Source organism: Streptomyces sp. BR1, assembly GCF_052373795.1.
Taxonomy (GTDB): domain Bacteria; phylum Actinomycetota; class Actinomycetes; order Streptomycetales; family Streptomycetaceae; genus Streptomyces.
In genome coordinates this window covers 1,784,203-1,809,436 of the sequence record NZ_CM126252.1, presented here as the reverse complement: position 1 = coordinate 1,809,436, position 25,234 = coordinate 1,784,203, and the positions used below count along the sequence as shown (strand labels likewise).

The 25,234-nt window shown below is 72.5% G+C and carries 21 protein-coding genes; 15 read left to right on the top strand and 6 right to left on the bottom strand.

What is annotated here, in order from left to right; translation table 11 throughout:
- Window positions 1–47 precede the first annotated feature (47 nt).
- Genes ACT1U9_RS07425 through ACT1U9_RS07415 form a run of 3 tightly spaced genes read right to left on the bottom strand, consistent with a single transcriptional unit; the run spans window position 48 to window position 1,922 of the window.
- Window positions 48–947: an aminoglycoside phosphotransferase family protein gene (locus ACT1U9_RS07425; protein ID WP_444537575.1), complete on the bottom strand. Its 900-nt coding sequence runs from the start codon at window positions 945–947 to the stop codon at window positions 48–50.
- A gap of 22 nt (window positions 948–969) precedes the next feature.
- Window positions 970–1,398: a ferritin-like domain-containing protein gene (locus ACT1U9_RS07420; RefSeq protein ID WP_444537574.1), complete on the bottom strand. Its 429-nt coding sequence runs from the start codon at window positions 1,396–1,398 to the stop codon at window positions 970–972.
- Window positions 1,395–1,922 carry a hypothetical protein gene (locus tag ACT1U9_RS07415; RefSeq protein ID WP_444537573.1) on the bottom strand — a complete coding sequence of 176 codons (528 nt, stop codon included), beginning with the start codon at window positions 1,920–1,922 and terminating at the stop codon, window positions 1,395–1,397. The genes ACT1U9_RS07420 and ACT1U9_RS07415 overlap by 4 nt, the downstream gene beginning before the upstream one ends.
- A 177-nt stretch (window positions 1,923–2,099) precedes the next feature.
- On the opposite strand from ACT1U9_RS07415, the gene rimP reads away from it, so the two are divergent.
- The 13 genes from rimP (at window position 2,100) to ACT1U9_RS07350 (ending at window position 16,666) form a co-directional block, all read left to right on the top strand.
- On the top strand, window positions 2,100–2,597 hold the full coding sequence (rimP, locus tag ACT1U9_RS07410; protein WP_444537572.1) for a ribosome maturation factor RimP: 498 nt from the start codon (window positions 2,100–2,102) through the stop codon (window positions 2,595–2,597).
- A gap of 2 nt (window positions 2,598–2,599) precedes the next feature.
- Window positions 2,600–3,592 (top strand): transcription termination factor NusA, encoded by a 993-nt coding sequence (nusA, locus tag ACT1U9_RS07405; protein ID WP_444537571.1) that lies wholly within the window; start codon window positions 2,600–2,602, stop codon window positions 3,590–3,592.
- Between the two features lie 131 nt (window positions 3,593–3,723).
- Window positions 3,724–4,020, top strand: a complete 297-nt coding sequence (locus ACT1U9_RS07400) for a YlxR family protein (protein ID WP_444537570.1) — start codon at window positions 3,724–3,726, stop codon at window positions 4,018–4,020.
- A gap of 150 nt (window positions 4,021–4,170) precedes the next feature.
- Window positions 4,171–7,278 (top strand): translation initiation factor IF-2, encoded by a 3,108-nt coding sequence (infB, locus tag ACT1U9_RS07395; protein ID WP_444537569.1) that lies wholly within the window; start codon window positions 4,171–4,173, stop codon window positions 7,276–7,278.
- A 138-nt stretch (window positions 7,279–7,416) separates the two neighbouring features.
- Entirely contained in the window at window positions 7,417–7,710 is a 294-nt protein-coding gene (locus tag ACT1U9_RS07390) for a DUF503 domain-containing protein (protein WP_361433984.1), read from the top strand.
- A gap of 38 nt (window positions 7,711–7,748) precedes the next feature.
- Window positions 7,749–8,201 carry a 30S ribosome-binding factor RbfA gene (gene rbfA / locus ACT1U9_RS07385; RefSeq protein ID WP_444537568.1) on the top strand — a complete coding sequence of 151 codons (453 nt, stop codon included), beginning with the start codon at window positions 7,749–7,751 and terminating at the stop codon, window positions 8,199–8,201.
- Complete coding sequence (gene truB, locus ACT1U9_RS07380) at window positions 8,198–9,100, top strand: tRNA pseudouridine(55) synthase TruB (RefSeq protein ID WP_444537567.1); 903 nt, start codon at window positions 8,198–8,200, stop codon at window positions 9,098–9,100. Before rbfA ends, truB begins: the two co-directional genes overlap by 4 nt.
- Before the next feature lie 202 nt (window positions 9,101–9,302).
- The gene (locus ACT1U9_RS07375; protein WP_444537566.1) at window positions 9,303–12,920 is read left to right on the top strand and encodes a serine protease; all 3,618 of its coding nucleotides are present in this window, start codon (window positions 9,303–9,305) and stop codon (window positions 12,918–12,920) included.
- A gap of 63 nt (window positions 12,921–12,983) precedes the next feature.
- Window positions 12,984–13,934 (top strand): bifunctional riboflavin kinase/FAD synthetase, encoded by a 951-nt coding sequence (locus ACT1U9_RS07370; protein WP_444537565.1) that lies wholly within the window; start codon window positions 12,984–12,986, stop codon window positions 13,932–13,934.
- Window positions 13,935–14,163: 229 nt separating this feature from the next.
- Window positions 14,164–14,559: an SAV_915 family protein gene (locus ACT1U9_RS07365; protein ID WP_444537564.1), complete on the top strand. Its 396-nt coding sequence runs from the start codon at window positions 14,164–14,166 to the stop codon at window positions 14,557–14,559.
- Window positions 14,556–14,846 carry a DUF6317 family protein gene (locus tag ACT1U9_RS07360; RefSeq protein ID WP_444537563.1) on the top strand — a complete coding sequence of 97 codons (291 nt, stop codon included), beginning with the start codon at window positions 14,556–14,558 and terminating at the stop codon, window positions 14,844–14,846. Before ACT1U9_RS07365 ends, ACT1U9_RS07360 begins: the two co-directional genes overlap by 4 nt.
- A gap of 10 nt (window positions 14,847–14,856) precedes the next feature.
- Complete coding sequence (locus ACT1U9_RS07355) at window positions 14,857–16,176, top strand: WXG100 family type VII secretion target (RefSeq protein WP_444537562.1); 1,320 nt, start codon at window positions 14,857–14,859, stop codon at window positions 16,174–16,176.
- 28 nt (window positions 16,177–16,204) lie between these two features.
- Window positions 16,205–16,666: a hypothetical protein gene (locus tag ACT1U9_RS07350; RefSeq protein WP_444537561.1), complete on the top strand. Its 462-nt coding sequence runs from the start codon at window positions 16,205–16,207 to the stop codon at window positions 16,664–16,666.
- A 121-nt stretch (window positions 16,667–16,787) separates the two neighbouring features.
- On the opposite strand, the gene ACT1U9_RS07345 is transcribed toward ACT1U9_RS07350, so the two are convergent.
- The 3 genes from ACT1U9_RS07345 to eccE all read right to left on the bottom strand — a co-directional run bounded on the left by ACT1U9_RS07345 (window position 16,788) and on the right by eccE (window position 22,123).
- Window positions 16,788–19,829, bottom strand: a complete 3,042-nt coding sequence (locus tag ACT1U9_RS07345; RefSeq protein WP_444537560.1) for an SCO5717 family growth-regulating ATPase — start codon at window positions 19,827–19,829, stop codon at window positions 16,788–16,790.
- 246 nt (window positions 19,830–20,075) lie between these two features.
- Window positions 20,076–20,768 (bottom strand): hypothetical protein, encoded by a 693-nt coding sequence (locus ACT1U9_RS07340; protein ID WP_444539030.1) that lies wholly within the window; start codon window positions 20,766–20,768, stop codon window positions 20,076–20,078.
- A gap of 74 nt (window positions 20,769–20,842) precedes the next feature.
- Window positions 20,843–22,123 (bottom strand): type VII secretion protein EccE, encoded by a 1,281-nt coding sequence (gene eccE / locus ACT1U9_RS07335; RefSeq protein ID WP_444537559.1) that lies wholly within the window; start codon window positions 22,121–22,123, stop codon window positions 20,843–20,845.
- 206 nt (window positions 22,124–22,329) lie between these two features.
- On the opposite strand from eccE, the gene eccB reads away from it, so the two are divergent.
- Both eccB and mycP read left to right on the top strand, forming a co-directional pair.
- The gene (gene eccB / locus ACT1U9_RS07330) at window positions 22,330–23,883 is read left to right on the top strand and encodes a type VII secretion protein EccB (protein ID WP_444537558.1); all 1,554 of its coding nucleotides are present in this window, start codon (window positions 22,330–22,332) and stop codon (window positions 23,881–23,883) included.
- Window positions 23,884–23,899: 16 nt separating this feature from the next.
- Window positions 23,900–25,171 (top strand): type VII secretion-associated serine protease mycosin, encoded by a 1,272-nt coding sequence (gene mycP, locus ACT1U9_RS07325; protein ID WP_444539029.1) that lies wholly within the window; start codon window positions 23,900–23,902, stop codon window positions 25,169–25,171.
- The last annotated feature ends 63 nt before the right edge of the window (window positions 25,172–25,234 follow it).

The window sequence follows — 25,234 nt, the reverse complement described above, 5'->3', positions numbered from 1 at the left end:
CGGGGTCCGGGGGCGGAGCCCCAGGTGTCTGTGGGGGAATCGGGCCGCTACAGCCAGTCCGCGAATTCCAGGAGGAGTTCCGCGTCGGTCGTGCGGCCCGCCGCCCGCGCCCGGAGCCCCGACTCCACCGCTCGGAACAGGGTCCACCCATGGAGACGGTCGCGGTCGACGTCCAACGAGTCGGCCAGTTTGTTCACCCGCCGCCGCGCCACCGACGCCCCGCTCGGCGCCGCGATCAGATCCTCGACCCGGTCACGCACCAGGCGGGCCAAGTCGTAGGCCCGTTCCCCGACCACCGGCTCCGGCCCCACCGTCAGCCACGGCGCCCGCTCGCCCGAAAGCACCTTGCTCTGGCGGAAGTTGCCATGGAGGAGGAGGGATTCGGCGGGCGACGACGTCAAGTTGTCGCGAGCCGTCAGCGCCGCCTCCACCAGCGGCGCCAACTCCGGCTCCACCAACGCCCGCATCGGCCCCGCCTGACGCTCGGTCCGTTCCGCGACCGTCTCGAAGGCGTGCTCGGCGGGCGGCTCCACCCACAGGCGCCGTACCGTCCCCGCCGCCTCCAGCAGCGCCTTCGCCTCGGGGAGCGAGCGCAGCGACACCTCGGGGTGCAGCCGCTCCAGCAGGAGCGATTCCTCAGAGGAGTCCGAATCGAGGAGCTGCGCCGCGCCCCAGCCGTTCCAGTGCCTCAGCGCCGCCCGCTCCCACTCCGGCCGCGCCGCCGGGGGCGCGAGTTTCAGGGCCGCCGGGGTGCCGTCCTCGCACCGTACGAGCAGGACCAGACTGCTGCGGCCGCCGGGCGCCTGCACCCGGTCCACCGTGAGTCCGCGCCGCGCCGCCGTGGCGTCGGCGAGTTCGGGCAGTTGCCCGAGCCAGCGCGCCGCGACGTCGTTCCCGTACGTCTCGCCGAGCGCGCGTACCAGCCGCTCAGGCGGTTCGAAAGCCATGCGTGCGTTGTCCCTTGATCGGCTACCCGGGCGGGCTCGGACGTTCGGCGAGCCCCGGAAAGGCTACGCTGCCGCCCCGCCACCGCCCCGCACGCACCGCCGCCTCCCGCAGCGCGGCCGCCGCGTCCCGGCGCAGTGGGCCGCCCGCCGCCCGTACGAGGTCGGAGTAGACGCCCGCCACCCGGTCCTCCAACTCGGCCGCGAGCCGCACCGCGGCCGCCGCGTCCGGCACCGGGAAGGGCAGCGCGTACGCGGGCGCCGCCGCGACCGGGGTGGCGCCCAGGTCGCGCACGGTCCGGGTGAGCGCGTCGCGCCGGGCGCGGTGGGCCGCGTACGCGTCCCGGGCCTCGGCCGCGCGCGGCTGGTCGACCCGGCCGCCGAGCACCCCGTACCCGTACACCGCCGCATGCTCGGCGGCGAGCGCGGCCTGCGCCGCGTCCAGAGCCGTCATCGCCGGTCGCCTTCCCGCTGCTCGGTCAAGAGATACGCGTGGACCGCGGCCGCAGCCGCCACCGACGCCAGCAGCCGCGCCAGCTCCGGCGGCGCGTCGGCGAGCACCGTCGTGTGCGTGTCGGAGGTGCGCCTGGCGGCTGCCGCCAATTCGCGGAGCGCCGCTTCCGGATCGTCCGGCACGGCGGCAGCAGGCGATGGGGGAGTAGGGCGCGGGCCCGCCAGCGCCGTCACGTGCTGCGTCGCCTCCGCGTGCAGCGGTGCCAGCAGGGGCCGTACCACCGGATGGCGTACCGCGACCGCCTCGTATCGGTCGCGCAGCGCGGCGCTCGCCGTCGATGCCGTCAGCCGCAGGGCGGCCTCCGCGCGGGCCGCCGCCTCGCGCTTTCGTGCCGCCGGGCCGTCGGACGGATCGGCGGAGGAGCAGGCGGCGAGGAGTCCGGCCGCGGCCACCGCGCCCGTCGCCGCGAGGGCGGTCCTGCGTGTGGTGCCCGCTCCCCGGGTCCCGGTCGCCGTGCGCGGCACTCTGTACTCCCTGCGGGCTCGGGGGCCTGGCGGCCGCCTGATGATCACCGCAGGCGAGCGTACCCGCGCCCCGGTCCCCGTGGACGGCAACACCCCCCGGGACCGGATACCCTTTGATCTGACACGCGACGAACGCGACGATCCCACAACAGCACACGCGGCCGAGGAGTCACCCGGATGAGCACGACCCAGAGCGAGAGGCTGCGCGGACTGCTGGAACCGCTCGTCAGCGCGAAGGATCTCGATCTCGAGGAGATCGAGGTGTCCCGGGCCGGCCGCCGCCGCATGCTGCGGATCGTCGTCGACTCCGACGAGGGCGTGGAGCTGGACACCTGTGCCGAGCTGAGCCGCGCCGTCTCCGACGCGCTCGACGAGAGCGACGTCATGGGTGACGAGGAGTACGTCCTCGAAGTCACGTCCCCCGGCGCCGAGCGCCCCCTCTCCGAGCTGCGCCACTACGTGCGCGCCACCGGGCGGCTCGCCCGGCTGACGCTCAACGAGGGCGGCGACCTGGTCGCGCGCATCCTGGGCGCCGACGAGGAGGGCCTCGACCTCGAAGTGCCGGGCGTGAAGGGCCGCAAGGCCACCACCCGCCGCCTCGCGTTCTCCGAGATCGCCAAGGCGCGTGTCGAAATCGAGTTCAACCGCAAGGACAAGAAGGAAGAGGAGGCGTAGCCATGGACATCGACATGAGTGCCCTGCGGGGTTTGGTACGGGAGAAGGAGATCTCCTTCGACCTGCTGGTCGAGGCCATCGAGTCGGCCCTCCTCATCGCCTACCACCGCACCGAGGGAAGCTTCCGCCGCGCGCGCGTGCAGCTCGACCGCGAGAACGGTCATGTGACCGTGTGGGCGAAGGAAGACCCGGCCGACCTGGAAGAGGGCCAGGAGGCCAAGGAGTTCGACGACACCCCGACCGGTTTCGGCCGGATCGCCGCCACCACCGCCAAGCAGGTCATCCTGCAGCGGCTGCGCGACGCCGAGGACGACATCACCTTCGGTGAGTTCGCCGGCCGCGAGGGCGATGTGATCACGGGCGTCGTCCAGCAGGGCAAGGACCCCAAGAACGTCCTGGTCGACATCGGCAAGATGGAGGCCATGCTGCCGGTGCAGGAGCAGGTGCCCGGCGAGGAGTACTCCCACGGACTGCGTCTTCGTACGTACGTCGTTCGGGTGGCGAAGGGTGTGCGCGGCCCGTCCGTGACGCTGTCGCGCACGCACCCCAATCTGGTGAAGAAGCTCTTCGCCCTGGAGGTCCCGGAGATCGCGGACGGCTCGGTGGAGATCGCCGCCATCGCCCGTGAGGCCGGACACCGTACGAAGATCGCGGTGCGCTCGACCCGCAGTGGCCTGAACGCGAAGGGCGCCTGCATCGGCCCGATGGGCGGCCGGGTGCGCAACGTCATGGCCGAGCTGCACGGCGAGAAGATCGACATCGTCGACTGGTCGGACGACCCGGCCGAGATGGTGGCGAACGCGCTGTCCCCGGCGCGCGTCTCCCGGGTCGAGGTCGTGGACCTCGCGGCCCGCTCCGCGCGGGTGACCGTGCCGGACTACCAGCTCTCGCTCGCCATCGGCAAGGAGGGCCAGAACGCCCGCCTCGCCGCGCGGCTCACCGGCTGGCGCATCGATATCCGGCCGGACACGGAGCAGCCCTCCGAGCAGGACTGAACAGACGGCGACGGGGTCCGGGAATAGCACCGGACCCCTCTGCTGTTGCCGTCATGGCGATCTTTTAGGACAACAGCCGTTCGATTTTTGCCCCAAAGGGGTGAGGTCGGTGCGGGGAGGTAGACTTAAACGTGTCTGGCCGGACGCATGCCCGCGCATGCCCTGAGCGTACCTGTGTGGGATGCCGGGAGCGAGCGGCCAAGCGCGATCTGCTGCGCATCGTGGCGGTCGAGGGCGCCTGCGTCCCCGATCCTCGCGGTACGCTGCCCGGCCGGGGTGCGTACGTACACCCCGCCTCGGTCTGTCTCGACCTGGCGGTTCGCCGCCGGGCGTTCTCCCGGGCCTTCAAGGCCAAGGAGCTGCTCGACAGCGAGGCCGTGCGTCAGCACGTCGAGCAGGCAGCACCGGTCGAAAGCGCAGCACCGTAAGAAGAAGTACGGCACGGAACACCCCGTGCGGTCAGGTACCTCGCGAGTTGGAAGTAGGTCGAGATTGCGATGAGCACTCGATGAGTACGCGATGAGTACGCCCATGAAGTAGCGACGGTCCGGCGGTAACCCGGACCTAAAAGGAGCGAAGTGGCTAAGGTCCGGGTATACGAACTCGCCAAGGAGTTCGGGGTTGAGAGCAAGGTCGTCATGGCCAAGCTCCAAGAACTCGGTGAATTCGTCCGTTCGGCGTCCTCGACGATCGAGGCGCCGGTTGTACGCAAGCTGACCGACGCTTTGCAGGGGCCCGGTGGCAACGCCGGCAAGTCCGCTGCCAAGCCCGGCGCGCCCCGCAAGGCGACGCCTGCCAAGCCCGCCGCGCCCTCCCCGGCGCAGGCGGCACGTCCCGCTGCCCCCAAGCCCGGCGCCCCGGCCCCCAAGCCGGCCGCCGCCGAGGCCCCCAAGAGCAGCACCCCGTCCACGGCGCCGGCCCCCGGCCCGCGTCCTGGCCCCAAGCCCGCGCCGGCCAAGCCCGCCCCGGCCGCGCCGGTTCCGGCCGCCGAGTTCTCGGCTCCCGCCGCCGCGGCCCCCGCGCCGCAGCAGCAGGCCCCGCGTCCCGCGGGTGCCACTCCCGGCCCGCGTCCGGCCGCCCGTCCCGCCGCCTCCGGCGGTCAGGGCGAGCGTCAGGGCGGCGAGCGCCAGGGTGCCCGTCCGGGCGCCCCGCGTCCGCAGGGCCAGGGCGCCCCGCGCCCGGGCGGTGCCCGTCCCGCGGGTCCGCGTCCCGGCAACAACCCCTTCACCTCCGGCGGCTCCACCGGCATGGCGCGTCCGCAGACGCCCCGTCCCGGCGGTGGCGCGCCGCGTCCCGGCGGCGCCGGTGCCCCCGGTGGCGCCCCGCGTCCGCAGGGCGGCCCCGGCGGCGCTCCGCGTCCCCAGGGTGGCGCACACCCCGGTCCCTCCGGGCGGCCTACCCCCGGCGGCATGCCCCGTCCGCAGGGCGGCGCCCCGCGTCCGGGTGGTGCTCCGGGCGGTAACCGTCCGAACCCCGGCATGATGCCGCAGCGTCCCGCTGCGGGTCCGCGTCCCGGCGGTGGCCCCGGCGGCCGCGGTCCCGGTGGCCCCGGTGGCCGTCCGGGCGGCGCCGGTCGCCCGGCGGGCGGCGGCTTCGCCGGCCGTCCGGCCGGTCCCGGTGGCGGCGGTCGTCCCGGTGGCGGCGGCGGCTTCGGCGGTCGTCCCGGCGGTGGCGGTGGCGCTCCCGGTGGTGGCGGCGGCTTCGGCGGCGGTCGTCCCGGCTTCGGCGGTCGTCCCGGCGGCCCCGGTGGCCGTGGTGGCACGCAGGGTGCCTTCGGCCGTCCCGGCGGGCCCGCCCGTCGTGGTCGCAAGTCGAAGCGGCAGAGGCGCCAGGAGTACGAGGCCATGCAGGCCCCGTCGGTCGGCGGCGTGATGCTGCCCCGCGGCAACGGCGAGACCGTTCGCCTGTCGCGCGGTGCGTCCCTCACCGACTTCGCGGAGAAGATCAACGCCAACCCGGCGTCGCTCGTCGCCGTGATGATGAACCTCGGCGAGATGGTCACTGCCACGCAGTCCGTCTCCGACGAGACCCTCCAGCTCCTCGCCGGCGAGATGAACTACACGGTTCAGATCGTCAGCCCGGAGGAGGAGGACCGCGAGCTGCTCGAGTCCTTCGACATCGAGTTCGGCGAGGACGAGGGCGGCGAGGAGTACCTGGTCGCGCGTCCGCCGGTCGTCACCGTCATGGGTCACGTCGACCACGGAAAGACCCGACTGCTCGACGCCATCCGCAAGACGAACGTCGTCGCGGGCGAGGCCGGCGGCATCACGCAGCACATCGGTGCGTACCAGGTCGGTACCGAGGTCAACGGCGAAGAGCGCAAGATCACCTTCATCGACACCCCGGGTCACGAGGCGTTCACCGCCATGCGTGCCCGTGGTGCGAAGTCGACCGACATCGCGATCCTCGTGGTGGCGGCGAACGACGGTGTGATGCCCCAGACGATCGAGGCGCTGAACCACGCCAAGGCGGCCGACGTGCCGATCGTGGTCGCGGTCAACAAGATCGACGTCGAGGGCGCGGACCCGGTCAAGGTGCGCGGTCAGCTCACCGAGTTCGGTCTGGTGGCCGAGGAGTACGGCGGCGACACGATGTTCGTCGACATCTCCGCCAAGCAGGGTCTGCACATCGACTCGCTGCTGGAGGCCGTCGTCCTCACCGCCGACGCCTCGCTCGACCTGCGGGCCAACCCGGAGCAGGACGCTCAGGGTATTGCGATCGAGTCCCACCTCGACCGCGGCCGCGGTGCCGTCGCCACCGTCCTCGTCCAGCGCGGTACCCTCCGCGTCGGCGACACGATGGTCGTGGGCGACGCCTACGGCCGAGTGCGCGCCATGCTCGACGACAAGGGCAACAACGTCGAGGAAGCGGGTCCGTCGACCCCCGTCCTGGTCCTGGGTCTCACCAACGTCCCCGGCGCCGGCGACAACTTCCTGGTCGTCGACGAGGACCGTACGGCCCGTCAGATCGCCGAGAAGCGGGCGGCGCGCGAGCGCAACGCCAACTTCGCCAAGCGCACCCGCCGGGTGTCCCTCGAGGACCTCGACTCCGTGCTCAAGGCCGGTCTGGTCCAGGAACTCAACCTCATCATCAAGGGCGACGCGTCCGGTGCGGTCGAGGCTCTCGAGTCCTCGCTGCTCCAGCTCGACGTCGGTGAAGAGGTCGACATCCGGGTCCTGCACCGCGGTGTGGGTGCGGTCACCGAGTCCGACATCGACCTGGCGATGGGCTCCGACGCCATCGTCATCGGCTACAACGTCCGTGCGGCCGGCCGTGCCGCGCAGATGGCGGAGCGCGAGGGCGTCGACGTCCGGTACTACTCGGTGATCTACCAGGCCATCGAGGAGATCGAGGCTGCCCTCAAGGGCATGCTCAAGCCGGAGTACGAGGAGGTCGAGCTCGGCACCGCGGAGATCCGCGAGGTCTTCCGCTCGTCCAAGCTCGGCAACATCGCGGGTGTTCTCATCCGCTCCGGCGAGGTCAAGCGGAACACGAAGGCCCGCCTCATCCGCGACGGCAAGGTCATCGCGGAGAACCTCAACATCGAGGGGCTGCGCCGCTTCAAGGACGACGTCACCGAGATCCGCGAAGGCTTCGAGGGTGGTATCAACCTCGGAAACTTCAACGACATCAAGATCGACGACGTCATCGCGACGTACGAGATGCGCGAGAAGCCGCGAGGCTGATCGTCACCTTCGGTCGGGGCCGGTCGGCGGAGATTATTTCCGTCGATCGGCCCCGGCCGTTCCGTGTACGGTTCTGGTGTCCCCGCCAAGTGGTCGGCGGGGTCACCTACCCCGGACCGGCGGGATATCCGGACACCTATGTATGTGGGGACGCTGTCCTTCGATCTGCTCCTCGGCGACGTACGGTCGCTGAAGGAAAAACGCTCCGTCGTCCGGCCGATCGTCGCCGAGCTCCAGCGCAAGTACGCGGTGAGCGTGGCGGAGGTCGGTGACCAGGACCTCCATCGCAGGGCCGAGATCGGTCTGGCGGTGGTCTCCGGCGACACCGGGCACCTCACGGACGTACTCGACCGGTGCGAGCGCATGGTCGCCGCCCGGCCCGAGGTGGAGCTGCTGTCGGTGCGACGCAGGCTCCACAGTGACGAAGACTGAATTCTGAATTTGAGCAAGGCAAAGAAGGAGAAGGACCAGTGGCCGACAACGCGCGGGCGAAGAAGCTGGCGGACCTCATCCGGGAAGTGGTCGCCCAGAAGCTGCAGCGCGGCATCAAGGACCCGCGCCTCGGTACGCATGTGACCATCACGGACACCCGGGTCACCGGCGACCTGCGGGAGGCCACGGTCTTCTACACGGTCTACGGCGACGACGAGGACCGGGCCAGCGCGGCCGCGGGCCTGGAGAGCGCCAAGGGCATCCTGCGCTCCGCGGTCGGGGCGGCGGCGGGCACCAAGTTCACGCCGACCCTGACGTTCGTGGCGGACGCGCTGCCGGAGAACGCCAAGACGATCGAGGACCTCCTCGACAAGGCGCGGGCCTCGGACGCCGCGGTGCGCGAGGTCTCCTCGGGCGCCACGTACGCCGGCGACGCCGACCCGTACAAGAAGCCCGGTGACGAGGACGACGAGGGTACCGCCGCCGAATGAGCCAGAACCGGACGCCGGACGGACTTGTCATCGTGGACAAGCCGTCCGGCTTCACTTCGCACGACGTCGTGGCCAAGATGCGCGGGATCGCCAAGACCCGCCGGGTCGGCCACGCGGGCACCCTCGACCCGATGGCGACGGGCGTGCTCGTCCTGGGCGTCGAGCGGGCCACCAAGCTGCTCGGGCACCTCGCCCTGACCGAGAAGGAGTACCTCGGTACGATCCGGCTCGGCCAGGACACCGTCACCGACGACGCCGAGGGCGAGATCACCTCGTCCACCGACGCCTCCAAGGTGACCCGCGAGGGCATCGACGCCGGTGTCGCCGCACTGACCGGCAACATCATGCAGGTGCCGTCGAAGGTCTCCGCGATCAAGATCGACGGCAAGCGCTCCTACGCGCGCGTGCGCGGCGGCGAGGACTTCGAGATCCCGGCCCGGCCGGTCACGGTGTCCTCCTTCCGGGTGTACGACGTGCGCGAGGCCGTGGCCGAGGACGGCACGCCCGTCGTCGACCTCGTCGTCTCCGTCGTCTGCTCGTCGGGCACCTACATCCGCGCCCTCGCCCGCGACCTGGGCGCCGGGCTCGGCGTCGGCGGCCATCTGACCGCACTGCGGCGCACCCGGGTCGGTCCGTACGGCCTGGACGCCGCGAAGACCCTCGACCAGCTCCAGGAGGAGCTGACGGTGATGCCGGTCGCCGAGGCGGCGGACGCGGCGTTCGCGCGCTGGGACGTCGACGAGCGACGCGCCGGACTGCTTCTGAACGGCGTACGCCTGGACATGCCCGAGGTGTACGAGAGCGGCAAGCCGGTCGCCGTGTTCGGCCCCGGGAGCCGGCTGCTCGCGCTGGTGGAGAGCCAGCGGGGCAAGGCGAAGAGCCTGGCGGTCTTCGGCTAGTCGGTGTCCTTTACGGCATGAGGTTCCTCAAGGGGCCGGGACTCGTCCCGGCCCCTTAAACGTGTGGCGGGCTCAATACGAGCCCGCCACGCCGCTTTTCACCCGTGCGAGCGGGCGCTCGGAGTCGAGAACGGGTGCACTCGGGGGCGCAGTCGCCTCGCGTTCTTCTCGGGCGGATCATCCCAGAACTACCGTTTCGGACATGGGACGCGGGGACGGCGACGGGGGCCGGGAGACGCTGGTGCGGATCTGTGATCTGGCGGGACGCACCCGGGGGACCGGCTTCGCGGCCGACGACCGGGGCACCGTCATCACCAGCCACGAGGCCGTGGACGGGCTCGCCAGGGTGGTGCTGCACGCCCCCGGCGAGCGCACCTGTCTCGCCGAGGCCGACGCGGTCACCCCGCTGCCGGAGGCCGGTCTCGCCCTCGTACGGACCGAGGGCCTGGAGGTGCGGCCGCTGCCCGTCGCCGCGCGCGAACACGTCGGCGCGGGCACGTACGTACGGATCGCCGCGCACGGCTGGCGCGAGGCGCGGGTGCTGGGTGAGGCGCCTGTGACGTACACGGCCACCGATCGCTTCCATCTGCTGGGTGCGGCACTGGAGTTGGCGATCGGGACCGAGGGTGCCGACGCGCTGCGGCTCGGCGGTGAGGCGGCCGGTGGGCCGGTCCTGGACGCGGTGACCGGGGCGGTGCTCGGCGTGCTCGGCACCGCGCTGCACGCGGCGCACCGGGCGGCCGGGTTCGCGGTGCCGCTGCGCCGCGACGGGGGGCCGCTCGAAGAGCTGCTGCGGCGCAACGCCGCGACCGTACCGGCGTACGGCGAGGACCTGAACCTGGCGGGCGCGCTCCAGCTCACCGCGACCTCGGTGGGCTCGGTCGGGGGCCCGAGCAGCTGGCAGGATCCGGTCGAACGGCGGCTCACGGTAAAGCAGTTCGGCGATTTCGCGGCCGGGGACGCCTTCGTGCTCGGTCTCGTGGGCGACCCCGGCACCGGCCGCACCACCGAGCTCACGGCGCTCGCCGCCCGCCGCGCCCGGGGTGCCGAGCCCGCCCCCACGCTGTGGCTGCGCGGCGCCGATCTGCGCGCGGGCGACGCCTCGCTCGCCGACGCGGTGGCCCGGGCGCTCGCCCAGGCGGGCCGGATCGTGGCGGCCGGGGGCGCGCCCGGCGAGATGACCTGTGCCACCCCGGAGCGGGTGGCCCGGCTCGCGCGGGACGCCGGGCGCCCCCTGCTCGTCCTGCTCGACGGGCCCGAGGAGATGCCGCCCGTGCTCGCGCACCGGCTGCCCGAGTGGACGGCCGGTACGGCGGCGTGGCTGCGGGCGGCGGGGGTGCGGCTCGTGGTCGCCTGCCGGCCCGAGCACTGGGAGCAGGCCGGGGCGCTGTATCCGCCGGACGCGCTGCACCCGGCCGAGGCGCCCCGGCTGCCCGCCGCCGTGCTGATCGGCGACCTCTCCCGCAAGGAGGCCGCGCGCGCCCGTGAGCGCTACGGCATCCCGGACGGCACCCTGGCCGAGCGGGCCGGGCGCCATCCGCTGACGCTGCGGCTCTTCGCCGAGGTGCGCGAGGCGCTGCCGGGCGAGACCGAGGGCCGCCCCGGACGCGAGGACGTCTTCGCCGCGCATCTGGACCTGATGTGCCTGCGGATCGCGGTACGGGTCGCGGCCGCCCGTCGGCCCCCGTCGCGCGGCACGGCGGTACGGCGGCTCGCCGCGCGCGTGGCGGGCCGGGTGCACGAGGCGGCCCGGCGCTGTCTGGGCCCCGGTCAGGGCGAGCTCGACCGCGAGAACTTCGAGGAGATCTTCCCCTGGCGCACCGGCTGGGCGTCGGCGGTGCTCACCGAGGGCCTGCTCGTCCCGGCGGGCGAGGGCTACCGCTTCGCGCACGAGGAGCTGGCCGACTGGCTCCAGGCCGCCCATCTGGACCTGGACGGGGCCCTGCACACGCTGGTGCACCGCTGGTGCGACGAGGCGCCCGACGCCACCGGCCCGCACGCCCCGGGCCGCCTGCCGTCCCGCCGGGGGAGTGTCCCGTCCGCCCCTGGCCGCGAACTGGCCTATGTCCCGCCGCCCCCGGGAGCCCGCACTCCTGCCAAGGACGCGTCCCCTCAGGACCACGTCGAGCCGCTGCCCGTGCCCCGGCACCGCATCGGCCCCGTACTGCAGGCCCTGCTCCTGCTCGACCGGGAGCACGGGCCCGCGCGGCTCGGGCCCCGGCTTGAGCAGTTGGTGGACGCGCTCGACCGGCTTCCGGCGGCGGACGACCGGGGCCGGGCGGACGACGCGCGCTGGTGGGCCGTGCGGCTGCTCGCGCAGACGCTGTTGAAGGTGCCCGAGCCACGCGCGTACCTCTCGGTGCTGCGGTATCTCGCGGACCGGATCAGCGAGCGCTCGGTGCGCGAGGGCGGGCCCCGGCGCCTCGGCGGGCTCGGTGAGTTCGGGCCCTGGTTCTGGCAGCGGGTGCGGGTCGGCGACGACCGGCGCGTCGAGCTGCTGCGCCGCTTGGTGCCCGCCGACGGGGCGCCGGGCGAGGCGCCCGAGTGGGAGCGGTACCTGGACGCCGTGGACCGGCGGCTCGCGGCCGAGCCCCGGGCCGTACAGCCGCTGCTGTGCCGGTGGTTCACGGATGAGCGGCCGCTGCCGGTGCCGCCCGGCGGCGATATGCGCCCGACCGTCGCGGGCGCCGCGCAAGCCCTGCTGTACGCCCGCCGCTCGCTCGCCGTCGACGATCTCACCGAGGCGCTGGTCGCCACCGCGCACCCCCGCGTCGACGAACTGCTCGCAGCCCTCGCCGAGGACGAGCCGTCCGCGCTCTGCCGGGCCGTGGACCGCTGGGCGCACGACGACCGGCCCGAGCGCCGGGTGGCGGCCGCCACCTACGGGTTGCGGGTCGCCCCGTACGTCACCACCGGCGCCGACCGCGATCTGCTGCGCTACGCGGCGCTCGCGCTCCTTGCCCGGTCCGCCGACACGCCGCTGCACGGCGCGGCGCTCGGCCTGCTGGTGCGCGATCCGCGCAGCCGCTCGCGCTATCTCGACAAGACGCTCGCCCGGTACGGGGGCGGCGACCCGCGCCTGCCCACCTCCGCCCTTGTCGCCGCCCTCACCACCCACCCCGAGCCGGTGCTCGCCGCCTTCCAGGCGCGGCTGTTCCAGCCGGGGGAGGGCGCGGCCGAGGTGCTGCGGGCGCTCGCCGAGATCAACACGCCCGCGCTCGCACGCCGCGCGGCCGCGCTGGTCCGCGAGTACGCGGCCCGCCGCCCCGAGGGCGCGACCCACACCGCCGCGTTCGTGGAACGCCGCCTGGAATACGGACCAGCCGCGCGGGCCGTGCTGTTCCCGCTGGTCACGTCCGTGCTGCGGGACTGCCGGCCGCAGGTGCGGCGTGCCCTCGCGCCGGTGCTCGCGGCGCCCGGCAGCCGCACCTCGCGCCCGCTGCGGGCCGAGCTCCTGGACGTACTCCTTGAATTCGAGCGGTACGAGTCACGGGACGCGGGTGTGCTGGACGCGCTGCTCCGGGCCGCCGCGCTGGGGGCCGGGCAGCGCCCCGAGGCGCGCACCCGCGACCTCGTCCACCGCACCGGGCTGCTGCTCGTCCGTACCCCGGAAGGGGCCGCCTGTTTCGACCGGCAGATCGTCGAGCTGTCCCGGGAAGTACCGGAATTCGCCGTTCAGGTCGCGGGGTGGCTGGTCCAGGCGCCGCACGAGTGGGCGGCGGTGATCGGACCGAGCACCCGGCGCACGGTCGAGACACTTGCTGTGCCCATGCCGATGCGGGCGGCGCACGCCGGGCATGGCAGTCTTAGACCTGCGTGAGATGTTCTCTCGCGCGCACACGGGTTCGGATTTCGGGCGAGTTTCGGGCGAGGAGCGGTCACAGTGCAGCGCTGGCGTGGCTTGGAGGACATCCCCCAGGACTGGGGACGCAGCGTCGTCACCATCGGCTCCTACGACGGGGTGCACCGCGGGCATCAGCTGATCATCGGGCGGGCCGTGGCGCGCGCCCGCGAGCTCGGCGTCCCCTCGGTCGTGGTGACCTTCGACCCGCACCCCAGCGAGGTCGTACGCCCCGGCAGCCACCCCCCGCTGCTCGCCCCGCACCACCGGCGCGCCGAGCTGATGGCGGAGCTGGGCGTGGACGCGCTGCTCGTGCTCCCCTTCACCAGCGAGTTCTCGAAGCTGCCGCCCGCCGAGTTCGTCGTCAAGGTGCTCGTCGACAAGCTCCACGCGCGCGTGGTCGTCGAGGGCCCCAACTTCCGCTTCGGCCACAAGGCCGCGGGCAATGTGGAGTTCCTGGCCGAGCTGGGCGAGACGTACGACTACGAAGTGGACGTCGTCGACCTGTACGTCAGCGGCGACGCGGGCGGCGGTCTGCCGTTCTCCTCCACGCTGACCCGGCGCCTGGTCGCCGAGGGCGATGTGGCGGGCGCCGCCGAGATCCTCGGCCGCCCGCACCGCGTCGAGGGCGTCGTCGTACGCGGCGCCCAGCGCGGCCGTGAGCTCGGCTACCCGACGGCGAACGTCGAGACCCTGCCGCACACCGCGATCCCGGCGGACGGGGTGTACGCGGGCTGGCTCACCGCGGACGGCGAGCGGATGCCGGCGGCGATCTCGGTCGGCACGAACCCGCAGTTCGACGGGACGGAGCGGACGGTCGAGGCGTACGCGATCGACCGCGTCGGGCTCGATCTGTACGGGCTGCACGTGGCCGTGGACTTCCTCGCGTATGTGCGGGGGCAGGAGAAGTTCGAGTCGATCGAGGCGTTGCTGGAAGCGATCGCGCGTGACGTTAAGCGGTCGAGCGAGCTCATCGAGGCCGCGGAGGGCTAGGCGCCCGGCTGCGTTGACGTTTGGCTGCGGGCCGTCTGCGGCTGGTCGCGCAGTTCCCCGCGCCCCTGTAGGTTCCGGTCAAACGTTGGTCAACGGTCGACCTGAAACCGCTCAAGACCTGGCATCCATTGACTGATGGGTGCGGGCTTTGGGCGGTTTTTGTCGTATTGGTGGTGCCGCCCGCCGCATAGGTTGAGACGCGTTTCCAGCCATCGGAGGGAGGAAGCGCGTGGCCGAAAAGGCCGTGTCCCGCATCCTCGGCATTGTCGGCGTCGACGCCGCGAAGAGCGCGCAGCCAGGCGTACCGCCGTACCACACACCGGTGTTCGTCCCGGCCCACCCGCGCTATCCGGCCGACGGCTCCGCGCCGCGCGTCGACTTCGAGCTGCTGCGTCCGGCCGCCGGACCGCCGGTGCCGGTGGCGTTCAGCACCCTGCCGAAGCTGGTCGACGCGCTCGGCCCGATGCAGCCGTGGATCGCCGTCTCGATCGGCCCGTTCGCGGAGGCGATGCGCGACGCCCGGCTGCCGAAGCTGCGCCTGGACCCGCAGGTCGCGCCCGGCGGCCCCAGATGGCGGTCGGAGGACCTGGAGCGTACGTACGGAGAAGGCGAGGCGGGGGCATGAGCGCGGATGTGAAGGTCATCCTGGGGGATCTCGACACGATGGCGTCGACGTTCCACAAGGAGGCCGAGGTCTACCGGGGCATGCACCAGAACGTGAAGCCCGCGGTGGCCGGTTCCGGTGACGCGGGGTGCGACGCGGCGATCAAGGCGATGGCCGACCTCATCGCGGGTCTGCACGACAAACTGTCGGACCGGCTGGACGACAACAGCGACAAGGTCAAGTACGCGCACGACTCGATGGCGCGCAACGACATCGACGTACACGGTCTCTTCGAAGACCTGGTGTGAAGGGCACGCGGTGACCGAGAGCTGGGTGGGCGGGGACATCGGCGGCATCCGCGCGATGGGCGACGCCTACAAGAACGCCAAGCACGACCTCGAATCGATCGTGAAGCCGCTGGGCGAGGTCGTCGAGAAGCTGGCCAAGGACGCGGCCTGGGAGGGCGACGCGGCCGCGTCGTTCCGTGCGAAGTGGAGCACGGACGCGATGACGGCGGGCGGGTTCGCGGAACTCGTCCACGCGACCGGCGAGATCCTGACGACGCTGGCCGACCATCTCTCGGCGGCGGAGAGCGCGTTGCAGAACGCGGAGGACGTCGCCGTGAAGGCGGGCGTGCCGATGCAGCCGATGGGCGTGCCGGGCGAGATGGCTACCGGCCAGAAGAAGACCGACGCCGAGAACAAGGCGCTCCAGGCGCTGAGCGACTACTCGACCGTACGCAACGAGATCCTGCACACGGCCCAGCAGGCGCGCTTGGACGCGGCCGACGCCCTGCAGAAGTTGTACGCGGAGGACACCGCGGCGGTGTCGCCCGGTGACAAGGTCACCATCGCCGACTATCTGCGCGGTCTGTACGCGTACGACTCGGAGCGCACGCGGGTCAAGGGCCATGACGCCGCCGACAAGCTCGACGCCGCCAAGAAAGAGGCGGAGGACGCGAAGAAGGACCTGAAGGCCGAGCGCAAGGACTGGCAGAAGCAGGGCAAGACGCTCCCGAAGGACTCCCCGGCCAGGGTCGCCTACAAGGACGCGCTGACCAAGCTGGACGGCCTGGAGACCGACATCGCCCGTGCGGAACACGGCAGTTCGGCCCTGCCCTACGACCACGCGCTCAACGTGAAGGTCGCGGACGCGGCGGACGCGCTGAAACTCGGCAAGGGCCTGGAGAAGCTGCCGGACTTCCTCAAAGAGGTCCCGATCGTCGACGTCGCCGCGGCGAGCGTCTGCGGAATCCTCGAAGCGAAGGGCGACCACGACAAGGGCTGGTCGTGGACGCACTCGGTGGTCGTCGACGGCGGCGCGAACCTCGGCGGGCTCGCGGTGGGCGTGGGCGCCACGGCGGCCGGTGTGGCCCTCGCGGCGAGCGCGGAGGTCACCGTGCCGGTGGCCGTGGTCGCGGGTGTCGGGGGCGTTCTCGTGATCGGCGCGACCGACCTGCTGGACGAGGGGTTCCACGAGCACTGGAGCGAGGACATCCACGACCACGGGGTCATCGGCGGAATCTGGCACGGCAGCGGCAATGTCCTGTCGCACACGGGCAAGGACATCGGGCGACTCGTGGACGACGCGGGCAGCCTCGGGAAGAAGGCGTGGAATGGTTTCAAGGGTCTCTTCTGAGCCGACCGCCCCGGTCAAGCTGCCTATTGTGGGCAGGAGTTGGTACCGGCGGGGGGTGGGGTACTGGCTGCGCAGGGTCGTGTTCAGCGGCTCCGTGCTGCTGACGATGGCCCTGATGTTCGGGCTCCTGCTCGGCGTGTTCGGCAGTACGGTCGACGGCCTGTCCGGGGTCTGGCCGCTTGTCCTGTGGATCGCGATGGGTGCGCTGTGTGTCGGAGCGGCCATCTGGGGCTGGACCTACTCACGCCGTCAGGTGCGCGCGAAGCTGGCCGAGCCGTCCTCGCCGGAGGCGACCTGGAAGCAGCACAAGGCCGGGCAGCGGCAGGTGGGCACCGGGCTCAGCAGCCCCTGGCGGGCGCTGGTGCTCCTCGCGCTGCCTTTCATGGCCCCGCTGTTCGCTTGGGTGTTGGGCATGCTCTGCGCGGCAACGTTCGTACGCGAACTCCCCTCGGAGGTGGGCGCCCGCCGGGCAATGGCTGCACGCTCATAGTGGTTGCGCGTCAAGGGGCGCGGGGAACTGCGCGACCAGCCCAGCACGGTCCGCAGCCGAAGTGATGCCCGAAGGGCCGTACCGTCAGCGTGACGGTACGGCCCTTCGGCCTTGCCGAGTCCTACTGCTGAGGCGGCTGCTGCCACCCCTGCGGCGGCTGCTGGCCATACGGCTGGGGCGGTTGCGGCTGCTGGGGTGCGTACGGCTGCGGCTGGCCCGGAGCCGGCTGCGCGTACTGGCCCGGCATCGGGGGAGCCATGTGCGGCGGCGGGTTGACGCCGTCGCCCGTCCACAGACCTTGCTGCTGCTGCGCGCGGACGAAGTCCTCGGCCACCAGCGCCGACAGATGGAAGTACGCCTCACGCGTCTTCGGGCGCATCATGTCGAGGTCGACCTCCGCGCCCGCCGCCAGATGCTCGTCGAACGGGACGACGACGACCCCGCGGCAGCGCGTCTGGAAGTGCTGCACGATGTCGTCGACCTTGATCATCTTGCCGGTCTCGCGGACCCCGGAGATGACGGTCAGCGAGCGCTGGACGAGGTCGGCGTACCCGTGCGCGGAGAGCCAGTCCAGGGTCGTCGACGCACTCGACGCGCCGTCCACCGACGGGGTCGAGATAATGATCAACTGGTCGGCCAGGTCGAGGACTCCGCGCATCGCGGAGTACAGCAGACCCGTACCCGAGTCGGTGAGGATGATCGGGTACTGCTTGCCCAGGACGTCTATCGCCCGCCGGTAGTCCTCGTCGTTGAAGGTCGTGGACACGGCCGGGTCGACGTCGTTGGCGATGATCTCCAGACCCGACGGCGCCTGCGAGGTGAACCGGCGGATGTCCATGTACGAGTTGAGGTACGGGATCGCCTGGACCAGGTCGCGGATGGTGGCGCCGGTCTCGCGGCGCACGCGGCGGCCGAGCGTACCGGCGTCCGGGTTCGCGTCGATCGCCAGGATCTTGTCCTGCCGCTCGGTGGCGAGCGTCGCGCCGAGCGCGGTCGTGGTCGTCGTCTTGCCGACGCCGCCCTTGAGGGAGATGACCGCGATGCGGTAGCAGGAGAGCACCGGCGTACGGATGAGGTTGAGCTTCTGCTGCCGCTCGGCCTCCTCCTTCTTGCCGCCGAACTTGAAGCGCGAGTTGCCGCCCGGGTTACGGCTGCTCTTCGCCTTCTGCTTGTTGTTGCGCAGCAGCCGGTCGGAGGAGAGCTCCACGGCGGCGGTGTACCCCAGCGGCGCGCCCGGTACGGAACGCTCCCGCTGGTCGTGCGCGACCGGCGAGGGCCACCCGACCCCGGACCGCGGGTCCACGGGCGGCTGGGCCTGCGGAAGCGGCTGGGGCTGGGGGTGCGGCTGTGCCTGCGGCAGCTGGTGCGGCTGCGGCTGCTGCTGCGCGACGGCCGGGGGCTGCGCCTGCTGGTGCGGTACGGGGAGGTGGGGCGCGCCGGGAATGCCCTGCGGCGGTACCGCGTAAGAGTCCTGGGGCGGGACGGGGGTGCCCTGCGCCGGAGTGGGGGTGCGCTGCGGGAACCCGTAACCGCCTTGCGGGGCAGGGGAGTTGGGGTCGCCCGTCGGGGTCGGCGCCGGAGGCGGGGCCTGGAAGTTGGCCGTGGCCGGGGTGCCGGGCGTGCCCTGGGCCGGGGGCTGCGGGAATCCGTAACCGCCTTGCGGCGCAGGGGAATTGGGGTCGGCCGGGGCGCCCGGCTGCGGGAAGCCGTACCCGCCCTGCGGCGCGGGCGTCGGCGTCCCGGGCTGCGGCAGGGGGAAGCCGTCCTGCGTACCCGTCGGCGGTACGGGCTGCGGCGCGGCCGCATGGCCCGTCGGGACCGGAAGGTTCGGGGTGCCGGGGGGCTGCGGCCAGCCGGGCTGCCCCGCCTGCGGCAGGGGCTGCGCGGGCGTCGGCGGTACGGGCCACTGCGGCGCCGCCGTCGGCGCGGCGGGCTGGAACGCGGGCGGCAGCGGCGGCAACCCGGGCTGTCCCTGCGCGGGCTGCTGAGCGGGCGCAGCGGCCCACGGCTGCTCGGCGGGCGCGACCGGCTGGGCCACGGCGGCGTCGGCCTCGACGGGCGCGACCGGGGCGGCCCCGGCGAACGGAGCCGGAGCGTCCTGCGGCACGGCGTCGACGGGAACGTCCTCGGGAACCGCGTCCGCGCTCTGGGCCGCGACGGCGTCCACGGGCTCGGCGACCGGGACGGCGTCCATCGGCACGGAGTCGTTCGGCGAGGCGTCGGTCGGAACGGAGTCGCTCGGCACAGAGTCGGCCGGTGCGGCGTCGTTGGGCTCAATGGCCTCGGACGCGACCGGCTCCGTCACGGCTGCGTCGGCCGAAGCGGACTCGACCGACTCAGCGAGCGCGTCGATCGGCGTGACCTCGACCGCCTCCGCGTCCACCCCCGCCACCGGCTCAGCGTCGGCGTCGGCAACGACGGCTGCGACCTCGGCATCAGACGTACGGTCGGGGCGCTCCGAACCGTCCCCGTCGCCCACCTCATCCCGTACGACAGTGACAGCCTCATCGGCATCCGGCACAGAAACAGAGGCAGCTGCGGCGTCGGCAGAGGCAGACGCGGCGTCGGCGGAGGCAGACGCGTCGGCCTCCACGGCGGAGCCGGGCTCGGCACCTGCCGTCGCCCCCTCCGCCGCCGCCAGCCGCTCCGCGAGCTCCTTCTTCAGCGCACCCGGCGAGAACCGCATCGTCGCGCCACTCTCGATGTCCCCACCCCCGAAGGGCTGCGGCTCACCACCCTGCGCGGCGTCCACCGGAGCCGGGACCGAAGTCGCGGCCGGGGTCGGCATCACGGCCTGCTCCGGGAACGGCGTCGAGCCCGACGCCTGAGCCGGGATCGCACCCTCGCCCGCGACCGGGGTCTGCACAACCGCCTGGTCCGGGACCGGAGCGGCGACCGGGGCCGGGCCCGGAGGCGGCGGTGTGGTCGACCAGTTCGGCTGGAAGCCGCCACTGGACGGCAGCCCGGGCACACTCACCGGCGCACCCGCAGGCGGCGGCGGAGGCGGCGTCGCCGAGTCCGCGCTCGGCGTGGCGTTCTGCGTGTACCAGGCCGGCGGGGTGTAGTCGATGGTGAACTCACCCGTGGGCTCGGGATCGGCGTCGGACCGATTCTCGTCGCGCGCGTTCCCGCCGGTGCGGAACTGGTCCTGATCGCTGTTCACCGGATTCCTTTCGTTCGCAGGCCGTCTCAGCCTAATCGCCGTCGCCGCCGCATCGGCAGGCCCGGCCACCCCTCACCGACTGTCCCCTCCATCACGTCCTGCCCACAGGCTGCCGTCAAGTGACAGCAGGGCATCGTGATGTGGCCGGAGCGTGAACGAAGCGTTCACGGAACCGATCGGACCCAGTCGTACTGCTCAGTCGCACTGCCCAGTCGTACTACGTGTGCGAGCGGTAGCGCGAACCGCTCAGTCCATCCGCCGCGCGGAGCCGAGCAGTCCGGTCTCCGCGTCCGTGGCCTGGGTCATCACGAACTGGCGGTCGCGGGCACTGCACCACAGTGTCACGCCGTCCGCGAGGGTCGACAGGGCCTCGGTCTCCGCCTGCGGAAGGTTCATGATCCGACCGATCTGCGCGGCCTCGTCCGGCGAGACCCGCTGCACACCGACCAGATCCGACTTCTCCAGCAATCGGGGCGCCACCGGGCTCAGATACGGGAGCAGCGTCACCACCGACTGCCACGGCGCCGAGACCACGCGTCCGCGCGGCGGCCGCATGCCGCAGTCGCGCACGACCACGACGGGCGAGCCCGCCGACGCGCCCTGCGGCGGCACCCGCCCCACGTCGTGCAGCGCGATGCACTGCTGGCCGCCGCCCGCCGCCTGGGCGAGCGCCGTCCAGGACGGGCCCCGGCCGGTCTCGACCGTGACGCGCGCGCCCGTGGCCGCCGCCCGCAGCGCGAGCACCTGCGCGGTCCAGAGCCCGCCGATCAGCGTCACGTCGTACGCCGTCGGGCGGTTGATGCCGAGCACCGACGGGCGGCCCGACGCGTCGACCCCGATGACCACACCGTCGTCGCCGACCGGCAGCGCCAGCGACTCCAACTGGTCGGCGGCGAGCGCGTGCCGGTCGCGGCGCGGCCCGATGAGCCCGAAGCCCATCCGGGCCCGCCCCTTGCGCACGTCCGGAGCGGACGGAGGTACAGGAACAGATGCGGAGACGGATGACGTCGTCATCAGCGCGCACCTCCCAGCGGCAGCGTGGCCAGCATGCCCGGCAGCTGTTCGCGGTCCAGGCGCACCAGGCCGGTCTTCACACCGCGCGCGGTGCGCTCCAGTTCGCGGCGGGCGGTGACCAGTTCCTCGTCGCTGCGGCCGGTTATCCGGACGTGTCCGGAGAGCGTGACCTCCTGGCGGTCGCCGGCGGCCAGCGTCAGGCTGAACGTGGTGGCGAGCGCGGGCAGCGAGGTGAGCAGGGCGACCAGCTGCGGCATCGAGGCCCCGGCGCCGCCCAGTTGGGGCCAGCGGCCCACCCAGTACGTGGTGTGGCGGCGGTCGTCGCAGCGCCAGGTCCGGGCCGTCTCCTGGGTGCGCCGGCCCGGCGTGCCCGCCCGGCCCGCCTGGGTGATGGCCATCGGGTTGGCGCAGGTGGAAGTGGCGATGGCGCCGGTCAGCTCCTGCTCGGTGAGGACCGTCGTACGGAACCCGGCGCCGGTGAGCCGACTGGCCAGCTGGTCCGCCGCGCGCACCAGGCACTTCTGCGCGCCGGTCAGCCCGCCGCCGCGCGCGGACACCGCTTCGGGGCACAGCTCGGGGTCGAGCTTGAGCGCGATCCAGGTGATGCGGACCGCGGGCGATCCCGTCTGGGCCTGGAGCGGTGCGTAGTTGCGGGCGGCGACCGACTGCGCGGGCAGATGCGGGGCCGGTGCGGGCTGGGTGTGCTGCACTATCTGCGCCGATTCGAGGCGGATGCCGTCGACGTCCAGCGCGTCCCGTACGAGAGCCAGCGGCAGCGGCCGGGCGCCTCGGTCGGGGCGCAGGGCGGTCGCGTCCATCTCGATCTGGAGCAGCGCGGTGAGGAACGTGCCGTCACCGACCATGCCGACGGGGCGGCGGTCGCGGTCGCCGAAGGTGTACGTCCGCAGCGCCGGGTCGCACTCGACCGCGGGGGCGAAGCCCGGTTCCGTACCGGCCGGGACCGGCAGGCTCGCGGCCCGCCGCGTACGCGCGCGCAGGGCAAGCACCGTCCCCAGCCACTCGGGCAGCGAACGGCGGTGGCGGCGCACGACCGCGAGCAGCACGAGCAGCGCGGCGACCACACCGGCGGGCACCAGCATCAGGGTGTTGATCACCCAGGCGACGAGCAGTGCGGCGGCTGCCAGTTCCACCAGTACAAGTTGTTGCAGTCGGAACGACCCGAAGTGTCCGGGCCGGGCCTTGAGGCGGGGCGCGGAGCCTGTCTGGGCAGGGGCCGACGGACCGGCGGCGGCAGACCGCACCCGCGTCGCGGACGCCATCACTCCACCACCCCCCAATCGTGCGCAAGCACCCAAAACATCCGGATTCCCCCAGCTCGGCAAGGGGGCTTGACGGCGGTTCACCCTACCCGCCCCACAGACACCCTCGGTCAACAGGCATAGTAGGGGGCCGGTCTGACAATCGAGGCCCGGGGACCGCAGGACCAGGTCCGACCTCGGGGCTACGCGGGGAGAGACAGAGGCGCATGGCATCACGGCGGGACGAGCTCAACGCGTACACCTTTGCGAAGAAGCGCACGGTGGCGGCGTTTCTGCAACCGTCTCCCACCGGCACGGAGGAAGGCGCTCCGCGTCCGCTGAAGGCCATCGTGCCGAGCGTGATCGTGGCCGCGCTCTGCCTCGCCGGTTTCGGCGCCTGGGGGATGTTCAAGCCCAAGGCTCCGCAGGGCTGGGACACCCCGGGGGCCAAGGTGATCGTCGGCAAGCAGTCGACGACCCGTTACGTCGTGCTCTCGACCGGCAAGGGCAAGGACAAGAAGACCCTGCTCCACCCGGTCCTCAACCTGGCCTCGGCGCGACTGCTGCTCGACCCGCAGAAGTTCGACGTCATCCAGGTCAGCGACGACATCCTGGACTCGGGCAAGCTCGCGCGCGGCCCGATCCTCGGCATCCCGTACGCCCCGGACCGCCTGCCCGCCGCGACCGAGGCAGGCAAGGCCAAGCGCTGGGCGGTCTGCGAGCAGCCGGGCGGCGGCAAGGACTCGGTCCAGAAGGCGTCCTTCGTCTTCGCCGACCGCGACTTCAAACTGACCGACGGCAAGCAGCGCCTGGCCGGCGGCCAGGTCATGTACGTACGGAACCTGAAGACCGACGCCCGCTACATAGTGGACGCCAAGGGCATCAAGTACCTGGTGAAGGGCGCCCCCGGCGACCTTCTCGCCCGTACGCTCTTCGGCGCCGACGAGCAGCCGCAGCCGGTCACCGACGACTGGCTGGCCACGCTCGACGACGGCACCCCCATCGACTTCCCGTCGATCCCCGGGCAGATGGGCGCCCGCGCGGGCACCGGCGGCGGGCTCTCGGCGGACGAGGACAAGGTCGGCATGGTGCTGCGCGCCCAGACCGGCGCGGGCCAGCAGCAGTACGTAGTACTGCAGGGCAAGGTCCAGCCGGTCTCCGACTTCACGGCCTGGCTGGTGCTCAACTCGCCGCAGACGACGACGCTCGGCATGCACGGCAAGGTCAAGGACGTCGACGCGGCGTCGATCGCTCCTAGGACGGAGTATTTCGGCGCCTCGAACAACTGGCCCGATAAGAGGGCGGCCCAGGTCAACGCGGGCGCGGGCTCGGCCGCTTCGGGCGCCAGGAGCACGGTGTGCAGCGTGCTGCGCTCGGTCGACGACAAGGGCGGCACCACGCTCTCCACCTGGGCGGGCACCGAGTACCCGGCGGCCATCACCGCGGGCGGCACCAGTACGTATGTCACCCCCGGCACCGGCCTCCTCTACACCCAGGTGCAGGGCAAGCAGACCAAGCCCGACGGTTCGCTCTTCCTGGTGACCGACACCGGGCTGCGGTACGCGGTCCAGGCGAACGGCGACAGCGACGCCGCCCGCTCCGACATCGGCACGGGCGACCAGCAGAAGCCGGACGACGGCCGCCCCGAGCCGAGCCAGGCGCAGCAGCGCCTCGGATACGAGAAGGTCACCCCGGCCCTGGTACCCATCAACTGGTCGGAGTTCCTGTCCAAGGGCCCGCGGCTCGACACCAACAGCGCCCGCCAGCCCCAGGGTTCGTAGGGGAGGACTTCCCGTGTTGCAGTACAAGAAGCCGCTGCTGGTGGGTGTGGTGGCGGCCGTCGCCGGTCTCACGCTCGTACCGCCCGCGTACGCCGGCACCGCGCCGCCCCGTGACGGCCTCGGGATAAACGGCAGCGGTGAGTGCACCTTCCCCATGAAGGAGCAGATCGAGGGTCTGCCGTGGGCGCTCCAGCGGGTGCAGTTCGACCAGTTGTGGCAGGACACCAAGGGCAAGGGCGTACGGGTCGCGGTCATCGACACCGGTGTCGACATCGCCAACCCGCAGCTCAAGCCCGCCGTGGACGCCAAGAGCGGCGCGGACTACCTCAAGCCCGAGAAGGACGGCACGGGCGAGCAGAACGACAAGCGGGGCAAGACGGGCGGCACGGTCGACGAGGTCGGCCACGGCACCAAGGTCGCCGGCATCATCGCGGCGCGCCCGCGCAAGGGCACCGGTTTCGTCGGCCTGGCCCCCGAGGCGACGATCATCCCGATCCGCCAGAACGACGAGAAGAACAGCGGCAAGACCGACACGATGGCGCAGGCGATCGAGCACGCGATCACCGAGCACGCGAACGTCATCAACATCTCGCAGGACACCACCGAGGCGATGTCGCCCAACTCGGAGCTGGCGCGGGCGGTGCGCAAGGCGCTGGACCAGCAGATCGTGGTGGTCGCCTCGGCGGGCAACAACGGTACGGACGGCCAGCTCAAGGACACGTACCCGGCCGCCTTCCCGGGCGTCCTCGCCGTCGCCTCCTCGGACCGCAACAACGAACGCGCGGTGTTCTCGCAGCCGGGAACGTTCGTCGGGGTCGCGGCGCCGGGTGTCGACATCGTCTCGACGGTGCCGGGCAACGGCCAGTGCTCGGACAACGGAACGAGCTTCTCCGCTCCGTACGTCGCCGGGGTGGCCGCGCTGCTGCGCGCCAAGTACCCGAAGTGGACGGCCGCGCAGATCGTCGCGCGGATCGAACAGACAGCGGAACGTTCCGTCAACGGTCACGACAACTTCGTGGGCTGGGGCGTGGTCGACCCGGTCCGCGCGGTGACCGACGACTCGCCCCCGGAGGCGGTCGCGCACCCCGACCCGGGCCCGCCCAAGGCCCCGGCCCCGGACGTGGCGGCCCTCGCCCTCTCCGAGACGCCGCAGCAGCGCAACGAGCGGTACGCCACGTACGCGTTGGGCATCGGCGCCCTGCTCGTCGCGGTGGTCGCGGGCACGGCGACGGTGATCCGGGACGCGCGCCGACGGGGTGTGCGCAAGGTGAACGGGATCTCCGGATGAGGCTCGGGACGACTGTGCCTGCGACTGTGACGATTCTGAGTACTAATACTCATGGGCACGGAA